The sequence below is a fragment of the Blastomonas sp. RAC04 genome, assembly GCF_001713435.1.
Taxonomy (GTDB): domain Bacteria; phylum Pseudomonadota; class Alphaproteobacteria; order Sphingomonadales; family Sphingomonadaceae; genus Blastomonas; species Blastomonas fulva.
Map to the genome: position 1 here is coordinate 3,664,843 of NZ_CP016460.1, position 13,060 is coordinate 3,677,902.

A 13,060-nucleotide genomic window follows, 5' to 3' on the forward strand; every position below is an offset into this window, starting at 1 on the left:
GCGTCTGCTATCCGCTCGCCCGCCCGCGCCGTCTTGCTGCAGCCCGGGCCGCCAGCGCGCCCCCCAGTATGAAGAGGGGCGAAATCAGCATGAAGATTCCAAGCCCTATATTGGCCCCGCCTTCACCCTTCCGCACAAGCTGGTCCAGACTTGGCAGACTCCACACGATTGCGGTGAGGATGCCGGCTGTCAGCCATGCAGCCCTGCCTGCGTTGGGCAATATCGAAATGGCAATGAAGGGCAAGGCCACCAGAACGACATGAACCGCCAGAACCGACCGGGTTATCCCCCATGTTCCGTCCCCGCTCGCAACGATTGCATCGGCATTCGTCAGGGCAACGGTGCCGAGCCCGATGAGGACGGCGACCAGGCATCCAGATAGGGTCTCGCCGAGCCGTGATTTCGGTGATCTCTTCATTTTTCCATCCTGTGATTGGCGAAGTGCCCCGTTCCGGGCTGCTGCACAATGACCGAGGCTAGCCAGGGCCTTCAGTCGTCTCGCGCTGTGTTCCGCGGCATATCTCTCGCGATTGACGACAATCGGAAGCCATTCTCCTCGCTCGCCCCGAACCAGCGGCCTCTCACCGTTCGCGCGCTCGTAATGGAAATATCGCTCGGTCGGTCCAGAGGCGAGGGCGTGCCTAGCAAGGGCCTGAAATCGGAGCCACCAGAGCATGGCATATCGTTTCTGGCGTACGGCCAGACGCGGATCGCGGTTCGGCGCAAAACCGGCACGGCTGGGGTTTTGCAGCCATGCGCATCCCGGACAGCAGACCATATCCCGTCAACGCAACACGTGGAGATTACGCCGTGCAATGGGAATACAAACTTGTCACCGAAACCCTGAATGCCGATCAGCTGAACGAATTCGGTGCGGATGGTTGGGAACTTGTCATGGTCGTCTCACCCGCCCATTATGTCTTTCATTATTTCTTCAAGCGCGAATTGAGGGACTGACATGAGCCCGCTCGTTTCTCCCGCACCACGGCATGCCGCGATTCAGGTTACACGCGTCAGGGCCGCACTCACATTGTCGATGAAGGTGCGGACCCGCGGGTCGACGAGGCGTCTGCTGGGATAGAGACAAAGGATGCGCACGGTTTGGACGCCGAGCTCAGGGAAAAGCCGGACAAGGTGCCCGGCTGAAAGATCGTCATCGACAAGGAAGGCCGGAAGCAGCGCGATCCCGAGGCCCGAAAGGGCAGCCATGCGGATTGCTTCTGCGCTGTTCATGCGCAACCGCCCGTGGGCCAGCACCTTGTCGGCGTGTTCGCCGCCCGGATGGTCAAACCATTCCTGCGTTCGTGTGCGGGAACGAAACAGGATGCAATCATGCCCGCTCAGCGCTTCCACGTGTGGAGGATGGCCCCGGCGCTCGAGATAGGATGGGGCGGCACAGATCCACACCGGATATTCGGCAACGACCCGCGAAACGATACCGTCCGGCGCGCTTTCTCCTCCTATCCGAATGGCAAGATCGAAGCCTTCTTCCACGAGATCGACGGGACGGTCGGAGAAATCGATATCGATGCGGACATCGGGCCAGCGTTCAAGATACTCGCTTACCAGCGGCATGATCACGCGCCGGCCAAAGGCGTCCGGAACACTCAGGCGCAGCAGTCCCCGCGGCTTTCCGTCCGGAACGGCGATGCTCGCTTCAGCCTCGTCCATGGCTTCGAGGATGGCCCTTCCGCTCTCGCGGAATCGCTCGCCTTCTGATGTGAGGCTTACAGCGCGGGAGTTACGATGCAGCAGTCTGACACCGAGCCGGGCCTCGAGACGGGCGACAGCCTTGCTGGCGGCCGACCCGGTGAGGCCCATCGTCCGGCCGCCACGGGCGAAGCTTCCCGCATCAGCCACCGCCATGAAGATGACGATCTCGTTGAGGCTGCGTGCGGTCACAATCCGCGTTCCGCGCTACTGATATCGGTCATTACAATCCATCCTTCACCTCTCGTGATCCTGCCGCTGCTGCTGCCATGTGTCTACTGATGTGGAACTTAAAAAGCAGCGGTGATCCGTGCCGATCGGTCACAGTTGAGCGGACATCCGTTCACGGCGCGAGCGGCTAATCGGGGCGGGTGACATGGCATGGGCCATGTGGCCTGACGAGGAGCAAATCGACATGACCAGACCTCTAGTACGCCTCAATCCGCCGGCGCTTTGGGACGCCACTGGAAACCATCATTCGCAAGGGACACTGATCGAGACCGGACGGCTGGCCATCTTCTCGGGCCAGATCGCCGCACAAAAAGGCACTGATCACGTGCCTGCTTCGCTCAGAGAACAGACCGATATCGTTTGCCGGAACCTCAGGCTGTGCCTTGAGAGCATTGGGGCATCGCCTTCCGACATCGTCAGCCTGCGCGCCTATATTGTCGACTGGACACCGGATAAGGCTGCAGAGGTGTTTGAGCCGCTTGTTGCCTTTCTCGGCGATACGATGCCGGCAATGACCGGCATCGGTGTAAACGCCCTGTTCTCACCCGAACTCAGGATCGAGATCGAGATGGTTGCCCGTGTTCCTGATCAAAGTTGAACGGGTCGGCCCAAGCCGAGCGATGTATGCGACTGCTCCGGCAGCCTTTGAATGAGGGCGCTATGGGGTGCCATTGCCAACTTGCTGCAAGGCGCCGGGTCAAGGGCATCCATCGATTGCCAGGCGGCCTAGCGCGGCGCTGCCAGCGTATCGGCAGCCGGTTGTAAGGCTTGCCTCCGGCTTGCCAGCGATGTGTCCACCGGCCTTTCGTTGAACAGGCGCAATGCCGCCGCGGAATGCAGGACTTGCAGCAAGAGCTCTATCGACGCAGGGAATGTCGGACAAAGCGCACCACCTCGTCCAGCAGTTCGGCATCCTCCGGCGTCCCGCCAAAGCCGCCATGCGGCATAGCCTCGAACACATGCAGGTCAGCGGATATGCCCGAGCGCCGCAAGGATCTGTGCAACCGCACGGCGTTCGACAGAAACAGGTCGCGGGTCCCGCTCTGGATGAACGTCGTCGGGAAGCCATCAAAAAACTCGGCAAAGAGCGGGGAAAGGTAAGGGTGGGCTAAATCCGCGCCATGCGCATACAGCAGGTTTGCCGGCATCAGAGGGTTTGGCAGAACGACGTCCACGGTGCTGTTCACGTTGAAGCTGTCGCCGGATTCCGTCAGATCGATCTCCGGCGAAAGCAGCACCAGCCCTGCAGGCATCGCCTTGCCCTCGTCATGCGCACGCAGAACCGTCGCCAGCGCCAGGTTTCCACCTGCGGATCGGCCGCCGATCACGACCTTTTGCGCGCCATACCGCGCGACTGCGCTTTCATAGACTGCGAGACAATCATCAAGGGCCGCCGGGAAAGGATGGTCGGGCGGTGTGCGATAGTCGATACCGTAGCAGCACATCCCGTGCGCGATTGCCTGGCTGCGTGCGCTCTCGCGGCAGGCTTCTCCGCTGCCGAACACAAAGGCACCGCCATGCAGGTCAAGGTAGACGCAATTGTCGAAGGCTTCCTCGGACGGTGTCGCGATATGCACCGTCGCACACCCGATCTGGGTTGTTTCGACCTCGACCGCTCCTGATTGGCCGCGATCCCTGATCGCAGCGGCATAATGGGAGTCAGCAGCATGTTTCATGCGGCGCCAGGCTTCGGGATCATTTGCGCTCGGCATGGCATACAGAGCGTTAAGCGGAGTGCCATCCGGTCCGACAGCGGCGCGCAGCCGCTCTTGCGCTTCGGGACTGATGGAAGCGGGCACGGGGATAATGCGCTCCCCGACCTTCACACCTGGCTGTTCGGCGGCATTTCGGCTTTTTGACATCATATGCTCCAAATGTTTGCGGGACGGTCCGATCGTCAGTCACCGCAACCGGTAATCTTTGGGGGCGTCAGACAACTGCAAAACCCGATTATTCAGATTGTTCACTCGAAATCTCTGGCGTGCACGCGGGGCCCGACTTGCGTGTCGTCCACCAGATACCTGCGGTAATGATCGCGAGCGCTGCGCTTGGCACCAGGTTGGCGGGCGTGCCGACAATCTCGCCGCGGCTGCCGAGATCGCCTCCAACGTCGAGGTGGAGCGTTGTTGCCAGGACGAGGGCGCTGACGTTGTAGACAGCGTGCAGCACGACGGCCACCTCAAGGCCTCCCGTCCTCCACGTAATGGTCGCCATCGCTCCGAACAACACAAGGTAGGAGCCCAGGATGTAAGGGTCGAGCGTGCCGTGAAAGAGGGAGAAAAGAACGGTCGTAAGGGCGATGCCGAGGATTGCACCGGGCAGGGAGCGTCGTGTCCAGCTACCGATAACGCGAAACATCAGGCCGCGCACCCCGTATTCTTCGCCAGCGGCGGCGAGTGGGATCAGCGTCATGCCGATGACGAAGAATGCGACGAGGTCGCCTTTGCTCCACGGGATCCTGTCGTCAGGAACCATTGGCCCGACAGACATGGCGACGAGAACAAGAGGACCAAAGACGAGCAACGCGCGACCAAAAACGCCGAACCGGAAGCACCCTGCCACCGAGTGCAATGAGCGCGCGGGGACTCCATAGAGCCAGCGCTGGAGCAGCATGCTGTACGGAATGAGAAGGGCGAGCGAGATCGCGCCGGCAGCGAACTGCACAGGGGTAAAGCCTGTGCGTCCTAGGATGTGAGTGTCGATTGCAGCAGCCATTGCGAGGCACGCCTGCGCAAAGATGATCAGGCCTGCCAGGAGCAGGACGATCGCGGCAACTCCGCGGATAAGGCGTCGTCCTTCACCTGCGTAGATACGATGGTACTCAACGCCCTCAGGCACGCCGCTCGCTTCGACGGCCTTATCGGGTCGCGTTAGCCAGCTCTCACCTCGTCCGGACATTTTCTCGTTCCCTTTCATGCATCCGACGCAGCTACCAAGCGACGCCATGCGCTACCGCAGCGTCGCTTTCCGACCCTCGGCCAGGGTCATCAAAACAACGACCGGCAGTCTGCCGAAAAGTTTGCGTGCGCTCGCGACCAGTGTACGCCCGTCGAGGCGACTGGCCTGATCGGCAAACCGGAAGACGCCTGGGTCATTTCTCAATGGCTGTTCGTGCGTCCTCAATGTTGCGTGAACATGGCGCCTCGGGAAAAGCCATCACGGCGTTTCGGACATTGTCAGATCGCCTTGCGACCACGGTATCGCCACCTGTACGGCGCCGCGGTGCGACAGGGCCTGTTTGCGGGCAGAGGGCAGTCACCACCAATCTGCCGTGCGGTGTGTTGCTCACATCAGCGCGGCTTCACCTTCCCTCAGCGTGAGCACCTCGACCCCGTCCGCCGTTACTGCCACGGTGTGTTCGAACTGGGCAGACAGGCGACCGTCACTTGTTCTGACAGTCCAGCCATCGCTGTCGGTGACCACCTGCCGCCGCCCGGCATTGATCATGGGCTCTATTGTGAACACCATGCCTTCGCGCAGCCTGAGCCCGCTGTCGGGGCGGCCGAAATTGAGCACCTGCGGTTCCTCGTGCATCTCGCGGCCAATTCCGTGCCCGCAATAATCCCTGACAACCGAACATCTGTTTCGCTTCGCATGTCTTTCGATAGCGAAGCCAATGTCGCCGAGGCTGGCGCCGGGGCGCACCTGACGGATGCCCGCCCACATGGCCTCATTGGCTATGCGGACGAGTCGTCTGGCAGCCCCCGAGGCATTTCCGACGACCCAAGTCTTGCTTGAATCGGCAATATAGCCGTTCTTTTCCAGCGTGATGTCCAGGTTGATGATGTCGCCGTCACGAATGATCTCATTCGCATCGGGCACGCCATGACAGACGACATCGTTGAGCGAGCAGTTCAGCACGAAAGCAAAACCGTACTGGCCCTTGCTGGCCGGGCGGGAGGCGAGGTCGACAGTGATATATCGCTCGACCAGATCATTGACTTCGAGTGTGGACATGCCCGTCAGATCGAGACCGTCGAGCATCTCGAACACTGACGCCAGCAAGCGCCCTGAAATACGCATCAGCGCAAGTTCGTCAGGTGTCTTGACCATGTCAGGCCGCCGCGCGCTCGTCTAATTCGGACACCTGAACGCTCGCCAGCTCACGACTGATGATATCATTGAAGGAAAGTGCTGGGTTGGCTTCGGCGAGCCTGCCGATCTTCATCCAGAATTCGGCTTGCGCGTTGATCGACCGGCACATCACGGCGCTGGCCCGTCGCACCTCTTCGTGCAGTGCGTCATCGATTTTTACTATACCCACGCTTGTCTCCATTTATATACGAATCATATACGATCTGTATGCTCTCTGGTCAACCGAGTCTGGAGCCGATCGCGACCGCTTGTTTCGGCACCGGAACACTCTCTGGTGCCGGGAGGCTCGTTCCGAGTGCTTGCCGGGACGCTGGCGAGCCATTTTCCTGCACCGGATAAAGCGTGCTCACCCGTCATTCAGGCTCTGGCCAGATCGGGATCGCCAGATGGCCGCGTATGGCGGCGAGACCACTCCGCTGATCAGAGCCAACACAGGTCTGCGCGCGGCAAGGTCCGCTCGAGTGCATGACCCGAACCGATGGTTGAACGCAATTCGTTGAGCGCATTTGCCGCTCGTTGATGCAATGGGAAACGCTGTGAGAATCTTGCTGATCGAGGACGAGCCGCGACTTGCCGAATCGGTATGTGCGGTCCTCAGAAAGGAGCGATTTGTCGTCGATCATGTCGATCGGTTGTCGACCGCCAAAGAGGCCAGTCAGATGGCCGGATTTGATCTGGCATTGCTGGACAGAAAACTGCCGGATGGTGAGGGATTGTCGCTCGTCCCTGCCTTGCGGGCCCGCAATCCCGGTATCCGCATCATCGTTTTGAGCGCGTGCGGCGAGATTGCTGACCGTGTGGCCGGGCTTGACGAGGGAGCGGACGACTATCTGGTCAAGCCGTTCGCGATGGACGAGATGCTTGCGCGCATCCGGGCTGTTCGCCGGCGCCCGGCAGAGTTGGAGGGTGCCGAGATCCGGGCGGGGTCCGTGGTCTTCGATCTCGCGAACGAGGAGGTCGAGGTAAAAGGGGGGCGCCTCGACCTTCCTCGCCGCGAACTGCGCGTCCTTGCCGCACTGATGAAACGGCGCGGCAGGACAGTGCTGCGCGAAACGCTCGAGCAGGCCGTGTTCGGGTTTGATGACGAGGTCCAGTCCAACACGTTGGACTCGCATATCTCGCGACTGCGGAAGAAATTGACGAAATCGGGAGCGGAAGTCGAAATCCACGCGATCAGAGGTGTCGGCTATTTGCTTCGGGAGGCAGCATGACACGGCCTTCATCTCTCAGGCGCCCACTGATCATTTACCCCCTCGCCGTCAACTTTGCGATCCTCACTATCTCTTTTGCCATCATCATTGCGATAGCGATCCGCTTCGACAGCGGCGGCCCCTACACGGACGAGCAGATCATCCCGGTCATAGCCCGCGCGATCGAGCGCGATGAGAACGGGCAGCTTACGGTCGAAATGACCCCTGAACTGGCCCAACTGCGCGCCGAGACGCCACAGTTATGGTTCCTGGCGGAGGACGATACCGGTCGCAGTGTCAGCTTCGGACCCGTTCCGCGGCATTATGATTCCCTCATTGGACGACTGAGCGATCTGTCCTTCGCTCAGTTGCGCGATCGAAACCCGCCCTACAAACTTGCTGCCGTTGTCAGAAGGCAGACGACCGATATCGGAGTGCTCACGATCCTTGGGCACGGTGCCCTTTCGGATCTGAACCTGACAGTGATCCTCGCTTCAAACGTCATTGTCCTGCCGATTTTCGTGGTGCTGGCGCTGACCTCGCTTCTGGTGACGCCATGGATAGTGCGGCGGTCACTTGCAGGGGTTCATCGCATCGCTCGCGAGGCGGAGGCGATTGATGCGCATGCGCGCGGGCGTTCTCTGAGCGAAGATGAGGTCCCTCGTGAAGTTGCGCCATTGGTGAGTGCATTCAACGCGGCCTTGCGACGGCTTGACGAGGATCATGAGCGCCAACGGCGCTTTTTGGGCCTGGCAGCGCATGAACTGCGCACGCCGGTCGCAGTGTTGCGCAGCAAGGTGGAAAGCTCCGAGAACTCCGAGACGCGTTCGCTCGCGGGCGATATCCAGCGCCTCGCGACTCTGGCGGAGCAGTTGCTGGACCTTCAGCGCATGGAGAATGACGAGCGCTGCGATCGTATCGATATCGCAGCCCTCATACGCAACACGGTTGCGGACCTCGCTCCGCTCATGATCGCCAGCGGTAAGACGGTCGCGGTGGAGGTCGCCGCAAACCAACCGGTGCTGGGGGATCCTGCGGCAATTGAGCGTGTGGTGATGAACCTCGTACAGAACGCGGCGCAGCATGGCGGACAGCATATCATCGTTCGTGTGCGGGACGTCGGGTTCGAAGTCGAGGATGACGGCCCCGGGATCCCGCCGGACGAGCGCGAACGCATCTTCGAACCGTTCTACCGGCTGCGGCCCTCTGCTGCCGGCAGCGGGCTGGGTCTCAGTCTCGTGAAAGAGGTGATCGCTCGCCATGACGGCCGGGTGGACATCCTCGATGCGCCAGGAGGCGGCGCGATCGTGAGGGTTGAACTGCGTGGCAGACACTCAGGGCAAGATACGCCCGAGGCCAAAGGCAGGGCTTAGGCCTTGCCTCTTTGGAAATGCCTAGTGGCGCGGCTGAAGTCAGGAAATTGTGGAGCCCGCGCGGTGCAGCCTGTTGTAGACCATTTGGACCAGGATCCAATCCGCCTCGCTCCGCCGCGAAATAAATGGCCTGCGAGACGTCTTTAGTACCGGTCAAACGTTGCGCGCACCGGCGGAGTGAACCGGAGGGAACGGGGCAAACCGCCCCCTCCGGCCTCGCACCGGTGTGCGCGATGAGCGAATTCACTGGCCCTGGCTTGCACAACAGCCGAGATGTCTGCTCTTAGCGGCGACGACATTCGCGGTGGCTCGGGTCACGGTCGCAGCGCCAGGCACGGTCGCGCTCCGCCTGCTCCCGATCAAAGCGGGGGCACTCCCGTCGGCTCGGGTCGCGGTCGCAGCGCTGGGCCCGCGCCCGGTCGGAAATGATCTGGGCGTTGAGAGCCGTCTCGCTGGCAAGGTTGGCTCTCGCGGCACTCCTCAGATCACCGCCATTGGCGTTGCAGGCAGCCAGAGAGGCGCCCAGCAAGGCAGCCAGGCCCAGGCTACGGGCAGGTCGCAGGATATTCTCGTACAGATAGGGGGGCATCATTGATCCTTTCAATTGACGCATCCTTGTCGCGGCGGTCGGACGACAGTCGCGAGATGCGGTTCGGGCTCAACTGAGAGGCGCAGATTGCGTGAACATTGCGTACTGCAGGTTATGCGACGACATGGGGGAAAGCGGGGCGGGTGGTCGATCCCGGGCACAGATCGGGTCGATCAATAGAGATGGGCAGCGAGCCGATCGGCCACATGGCGCAGCGCGGGATCGCTCTCGCGGCGCCGGTGCCATGCCAGTGAAAGGCTGATATTCGGGACAGCAACAGGTGGCCTGAAGACGGAGAGACCGGGTGTGCGGCTCACCAGTTTTTCCGGCGCCATGGCGATCATCGGCGTGCACCGCAGGAGCGGTATCACCATGCCAAAGGTCGGAACCACCACGCCAATGCGCCGCCTGAGCCCACGCGCGGCAAGTTGGCTGTCGAGTGATGTGCGCGCATCGCCCCGGCCCGAGACGACGATGTGGGGAAACGACATCCACTTCTCGAGCGTGAAACCGTGCGCCGCAGGATGATCATCGCGCATGGCGACCACATAGGCCTCTTCCGTCACAGGCGCGCAGAAGAGATCGTCGTCGCCGGTCTCGAACACCGAGACGGCAATGTCGGTTGAGCCGTCCTTCAGTGCACGTCTGGCGTGCGCCGCCCCCGTCCACGGCTGCAGGACGATGTCTATGCCGGGGGCGGACAGGGCGAGATCGGCGAGCAGGGGCTCAAGGACAAGCAATGCGGAGAGATCGGCCATCGTCAGTCTGAGTGTGGCCTTGAGCTCGTCAATCGGCACTACAGGAGGTGCGATGATCGTTGTCGCTGCCGCGAGCAGTTCCTTCAGCGGCTGCCGCAGACTGTCGGCTTTTGGTGTGGGGCGCATCGTTCCACGGCTTCGCTCCAGAAGCTGGTCGCGAAAAAGGTGGCGGCATCGCTGGAGCGCTGCAGACATTGCCGGCTGCGACAGACCAACGCGCTCGGCCGCGCGCCCGACGTGGTGCTCCTCCAGCAGGACATCGAGGAGCACGAGCAGGTTCATATCTACCGACCGTAAATTCATGCCCTCGATAATAGGATAGAATCAATATCGATTGGAAGGATCGATTGCGGTTGGCCATATGCCGCACTTGTTGTGAGGTTGCCTTCCTGCAGAGCAACAGACGCAAGGCGAGTTTCGAGCAATGCATGAAGACGATGAGCAGACAGTCACACAGATCCTGCTCTTTCATCCGAATATCGAGCGATCAACGGCCAACGCAGCGCTGGCACGAGCGGCAGCTGGCCTGCGTCATGTCGAAATTGCCGACATGGCCGCCCTGTACCCGGCAGGGATCGAGATGGAGCGCGACAGTGAGCGAGAAGCAGCCAGGCTCCTGCGCGCCGACCGCATCGTACTTCAGTTTCCGATGCAATGGTACTCGACCCCCGCATTGATGAAACAGTGGCAGGACATCGTCCTCACCCGGATGGCGTACATCTACGGGGACACTGAAGGCGCCGGTCTTGCCGGCAAACCTCTCATGGTCGCTGCGACAATGGGGGCCGAGGAGTCCACATACCGGCCGGAAGGGCGCAACCGCTTCACCGTCGCCGAGCTTCTGGCGCCCTTGCAAGCCTCTGCGAACCGCTTTGCAATGGACTGGCGAGATCCCTTTCTCGTGTTTGATGCAGATGGATTACCCGCCGATGACCTTGCCGAAGCCGGCCGCGCCTACGGCCGCGCCCTGTCACGCCTGGCCAAAGCGGCGTTCGGCGCCTGGCCATACGGATCCAGCTCTGATTGCCATGAGAATGGACACGCGGCCAGAGCGAGCCGGGCCTGAACTGGTGAGCAAGCCTCCGCATTCATAAGCCTGCTTCGCCACGCCTGAACACATCCCGATGTCACCGGGCGCTGGCGGAACGGTCGGCCAGTCCCCGGGCCGGCCCGAAAAAACCTGGAGCACGCTCCGGCAAAAGGAAAAAATGCAATGAACAATCTGATCGGCCTTGCCCGGCTCATTCCGACGCCGGAGGCGACCCTGGCCGCTTCCTTCAGCCCGGTATCGTTAGCGATGCCCGGGCGCCCGCAACCGTTGCAGCTTCGCGTCACGGCACCTGTCCAGGGCGACGCGTTGCCGATCGTGCTTCTGTCACATGGTCACGGCCCCTCGCTCTATATCCCTTCGAAAGACGGCTATGGGCCGATTGCGAACTTTCTTGCCGAGCGCGGCTTCGTGGTGATCCAGCCCACCCATGCCAACAGCAAGGTTGGCGGACTGCCTCGCGACATGTCCGGCGCCCCTTTGTTCTGGCGCGAGCGTACCGAGGAAATGACCGCCATTCTGGATGGACTGGGCGCCATTGAAACGGCGTTGCCCTTTTTGAAAGGGCGGCTGGATCACGAACGGATCGGCGCCGTTGGCCATTCGCTTGGTGGCCATACGGTTGCTTTGCTGCTTGGCATGCGGGTCACGATTGAAGGAGCCGAGATCGATCTGCGCGAGCTACGGATCAAAGCCGGAGTGCTGCTTGCATCGCCCGGCGCCGGCGGCGACAATCTCAGCGAAAACGGCAAGAGTTATGGCCCGGCTTTTTCTCCCGACTTTGCTCATCTGGCCACCCGCACCCTTGTCGTCTTCGGTGATATGGACGTCAGCCCTCACTTGACCGTCCGCGGTGCCGACTGGCACGCCGACCCCTACCATCTGGGTCCGGGTGCCGATGCGCTGCTGACGATTGCCGGCGGCAGGCATGGCCTCGGCGGTATCGCCGGTTATGATGCGAAGGAGACCGATGATGAAGATCCCGACCGGCTCGAGCTCACCTGCCGAATGGTCTGGGCGTATCTGCGTTCGGCCCTGATCGAAGGCGACCAAGCCTGGAACGATGCCAGTGCCGCCTTTGCGGGGCCAGCGGGCGCGCTGGGCCGTCTCGATCGAAAGGCACGGGAGGCAGTCTCTGGCTGAGACGTGCTCAGTTGAGCCCGCTGATATCGGCACGCGGCGGAGCACCGAAAAGCCGGCGGTACTCTCGGCTGAACTGCGATGGGCTGTCATAGCCCACCGCAAATCCGGCAGAACCAGCATTTATTCCCTCGGCTATCATCATCTGGCGCGCTGCCTGCAATCTCAACTGCTTTTGAAACTGAAGTGGTGTCAGACCGGTGATTCTCTTGAAGTGATGGTGCAGCGAGGAGATGCTCATCCGCGCCGCACCGGCAACGTCACGGATGCGAAGCTGCTCGTGCGAATGGTGACGGATCCAGCCGATAGCGCGGCTCACCTGTCCCAGATGGCAGTCGCCCGAGGCGGCATGGCGAAGCATGGCACCCTGAGGTCCAATGAGGAGATGGTAGAGGATTTCCCGTTGCACCAGCGGCGCGAGAACCGGGATCGAATGAGGCCGGTCAAGCAGGCGCAGCAAGCGGGTCGAGGCATCGAGCAGTTCAGGCCCGATAGGGTGCACCGCCAGCGGCGGTGGATTGCCCGGCGGCAACGCGTTGCCATCGGCCGTGATCAGATCGGCCAGCACAGTCTGGTCGATATCGATCTTGCAGCAAAGGTACGGATGATCGGGTGAGGCAGCGGTGACCTGGCCGATCAGCGCAAGATCCACGCCAGCCACGAGGCAATGCGCGTCATCGTAGTGCAGCGTCTGCGCGCCGAGCGACACGGTCTTGGCGCCTTGGGCGATAATGCAAAGCGACGGCTCGTAGACTGTCGGCATGGGCATTCCCGGATCATCCGCCCGGATCAGCGATAGCCCCGGCACAAGTGTCTGGAACACCCCCTCCTGCGGCGTGTTTCGGGCAATGATCCGAGCGAGGTCCGGAGTGTCTGACATGGGCATCTTGTTGCCGATAGCGAATCAGCGCGCAAGCAAAACTACG

The 13,060-nt window shown here is 61.5% G+C and carries 15 protein-coding genes; 6 read left to right on the forward strand and 9 right to left on the reverse strand.

Features of this window, described 5'->3' with window-relative positions; genetic code table 11:
• Positions 1-7 precede the first annotated feature (7 nt).
• Entirely contained in the window at positions 8-418 is a 411-nt protein-coding gene (locus BSY18_RS18015) for a hypothetical protein (RefSeq protein WP_069051405.1), read from the reverse strand.
• A 335-nt stretch (positions 419-753) separates the two neighbouring features.
• On the opposite strand from BSY18_RS18015, the gene BSY18_RS18020 reads away from it, so the two are divergent.
• Positions 754-957 (forward strand): hypothetical protein, encoded by a 204-nt coding sequence (locus BSY18_RS18020; RefSeq protein ID WP_069051406.1) that lies wholly within the window; start codon positions 754-756, stop codon positions 955-957.
• A 42-nt stretch (positions 958-999) separates the two neighbouring features.
• Here BSY18_RS18020 and BSY18_RS18025 read toward each other — a convergent pair whose 3' ends face one another.
• Positions 1,000-1,902 (reverse strand): LysR family transcriptional regulator, encoded by a 903-nt coding sequence (locus BSY18_RS18025; protein WP_117352102.1) that lies wholly within the window; start codon positions 1,900-1,902, stop codon positions 1,000-1,002.
• Positions 1,903-2,086: 184 nt separating this feature from the next.
• Between BSY18_RS18025 and BSY18_RS18030 the strand changes: the two genes are divergently transcribed.
• Positions 2,087-2,539: a RidA family protein gene (locus tag BSY18_RS18030; protein ID WP_197275723.1), complete on the forward strand. Its 453-nt coding sequence runs from the start codon at positions 2,087-2,089 to the stop codon at positions 2,537-2,539.
• A gap of 259 nt (positions 2,540-2,798) precedes the next feature.
• Here the strand turns inward: BSY18_RS18030 and BSY18_RS18035 are convergent, their stop codons facing one another.
• The 4 genes from BSY18_RS18035 to BSY18_RS18050 form a co-directional block, all read right to left on the reverse strand.
• Positions 2,799-3,806, reverse strand: coding sequence for an alpha/beta hydrolase (locus BSY18_RS18035; protein ID WP_236823406.1), 1,008 nt, complete (start codon positions 3,804-3,806; stop codon positions 2,799-2,801).
• 85 nt (positions 3,807-3,891) lie between these two features.
• The gene (locus tag BSY18_RS18040) at positions 3,892-4,887 is read right to left on the reverse strand and encodes a CPBP family intramembrane glutamic endopeptidase (protein ID WP_216094707.1); all 996 of its coding nucleotides are present in this window, start codon (positions 4,885-4,887) and stop codon (positions 3,892-3,894) included.
• Between the two features lie 339 nt (positions 4,888-5,226).
• Positions 5,227-5,994, reverse strand: a complete 768-nt coding sequence (map, locus tag BSY18_RS18045) for a type I methionyl aminopeptidase (RefSeq protein ID WP_069051407.1) — start codon at positions 5,992-5,994, stop codon at positions 5,227-5,229.
• A gap of 1 nt (position 5,995) precedes the next feature.
• Entirely contained in the window at positions 5,996-6,205 is a 210-nt protein-coding gene (locus BSY18_RS18050; protein ID WP_054133787.1) for a ParD-like family protein, read from the reverse strand.
• Between the two features lie 376 nt (positions 6,206-6,581).
• Between BSY18_RS18050 and BSY18_RS18055 the strand changes: the two genes are divergently transcribed.
• On the forward strand, positions 6,582-7,247 hold the full coding sequence (locus BSY18_RS18055) for a response regulator transcription factor (RefSeq protein ID WP_216094708.1): 666 nt from the start codon (positions 6,582-6,584) through the stop codon (positions 7,245-7,247).
• Positions 7,244-8,599 (forward strand): sensor histidine kinase, encoded by a 1,356-nt coding sequence (locus BSY18_RS18060; RefSeq protein WP_069051408.1) that lies wholly within the window; start codon positions 7,244-7,246, stop codon positions 8,597-8,599. The genes BSY18_RS18055 and BSY18_RS18060 overlap by 4 nt, the downstream gene beginning before the upstream one ends.
• A 283-nt stretch (positions 8,600-8,882) precedes the next feature.
• On the opposite strand, the gene BSY18_RS18065 is transcribed toward BSY18_RS18060, so the two are convergent.
• Positions 8,883-9,191, reverse strand: coding sequence for a hypothetical protein (locus BSY18_RS18065; RefSeq protein ID WP_069051409.1), 309 nt, complete (start codon positions 9,189-9,191; stop codon positions 8,883-8,885).
• A gap of 170 nt (positions 9,192-9,361) precedes the next feature.
• On the reverse strand, positions 9,362-10,228 hold the full coding sequence (locus tag BSY18_RS18070) for a LysR family transcriptional regulator (RefSeq protein WP_216094709.1): 867 nt from the start codon (positions 10,226-10,228) through the stop codon (positions 9,362-9,364).
• Positions 10,229-10,370: 142 nt separating this feature from the next.
• On the opposite strand from BSY18_RS18070, the gene BSY18_RS18075 reads away from it, so the two are divergent.
• On the forward strand, positions 10,371-11,012 hold the full coding sequence (locus BSY18_RS18075; protein ID WP_069051411.1) for an NAD(P)H-dependent oxidoreductase: 642 nt from the start codon (positions 10,371-10,373) through the stop codon (positions 11,010-11,012).
• Between the two features lie 147 nt (positions 11,013-11,159).
• Positions 11,160-12,137: an alpha/beta hydrolase family protein gene (locus BSY18_RS18080; protein ID WP_069051412.1), complete on the forward strand. Its 978-nt coding sequence runs from the start codon at positions 11,160-11,162 to the stop codon at positions 12,135-12,137.
• A gap of 7 nt (positions 12,138-12,144) precedes the next feature.
• On the opposite strand, the gene BSY18_RS18085 is transcribed toward BSY18_RS18080, so the two are convergent.
• Positions 12,145-13,020, reverse strand: coding sequence for an AraC family transcriptional regulator (locus tag BSY18_RS18085; RefSeq protein WP_335617673.1), 876 nt, complete (start codon positions 13,018-13,020; stop codon positions 12,145-12,147).
• Between the last annotated feature and the right edge of the window lie 40 nt (positions 13,021-13,060).

Bases quoted from the DNA above. Each gene is read 5' to 3' on its own strand.
- BSY18_RS18015 (WP_069051405.1), bottom strand. From the start codon at position 418: ATGAAGAGATCACCGAAATCACGGCTCGGCGAGACCCTATCTGGATGC.
- BSY18_RS18075 (WP_069051411.1), top strand. From the start codon at position 10,371: ATGCATGAAGACGATGAGCAGACAGTCACACAGATCCTGCTCTTTCAT.
- map (WP_069051407.1), bottom strand. From the start codon at position 5,994: ATGGTCAAGACACCTGACGAACTTGCGCTGATGCGTATTTCAGGGCGC.
- BSY18_RS18085 (WP_335617673.1), bottom strand. From the start codon at position 13,020: ATGCCCATGTCAGACACTCCGGACCTCGCTCGGATCATTGCCCGAAAC.
- BSY18_RS18035 (WP_236823406.1), bottom strand. From the start codon at position 3,806: ATGATGTCAAAAAGCCGAAATGCCGCCGAACAGCCAGGTGTGAAGGTC.
- BSY18_RS18080 (WP_069051412.1), top strand. From the start codon at position 11,160: ATGAACAATCTGATCGGCCTTGCCCGGCTCATTCCGACGCCGGAGGCG.
- BSY18_RS18070 (WP_216094709.1), bottom strand. From the start codon at position 10,228: ATGAACCTGCTCGTGCTCCTCGATGTCCTGCTGGAGGAGCACCACGTC.
- BSY18_RS18030 (WP_197275723.1), top strand. From the start codon at position 2,087: ATGGCATGGGCCATGTGGCCTGACGAGGAGCAAATCGACATGACCAGA.
- BSY18_RS18065 (WP_069051409.1), bottom strand. From the start codon at position 9,191: ATGATGCCCCCCTATCTGTACGAGAATATCCTGCGACCTGCCCGTAGC.
- BSY18_RS18060 (WP_069051408.1), top strand. From the start codon at position 7,244: ATGACACGGCCTTCATCTCTCAGGCGCCCACTGATCATTTACCCCCTC.
- BSY18_RS18020 (WP_069051406.1), top strand. From the start codon at position 754: ATGCGCATCCCGGACAGCAGACCATATCCCGTCAACGCAACACGTGGA.
- BSY18_RS18040 (WP_216094707.1), bottom strand. From the start codon at position 4,887: ATGGCGTCGCTTGGTAGCTGCGTCGGATGCATGAAAGGGAACGAGAAA.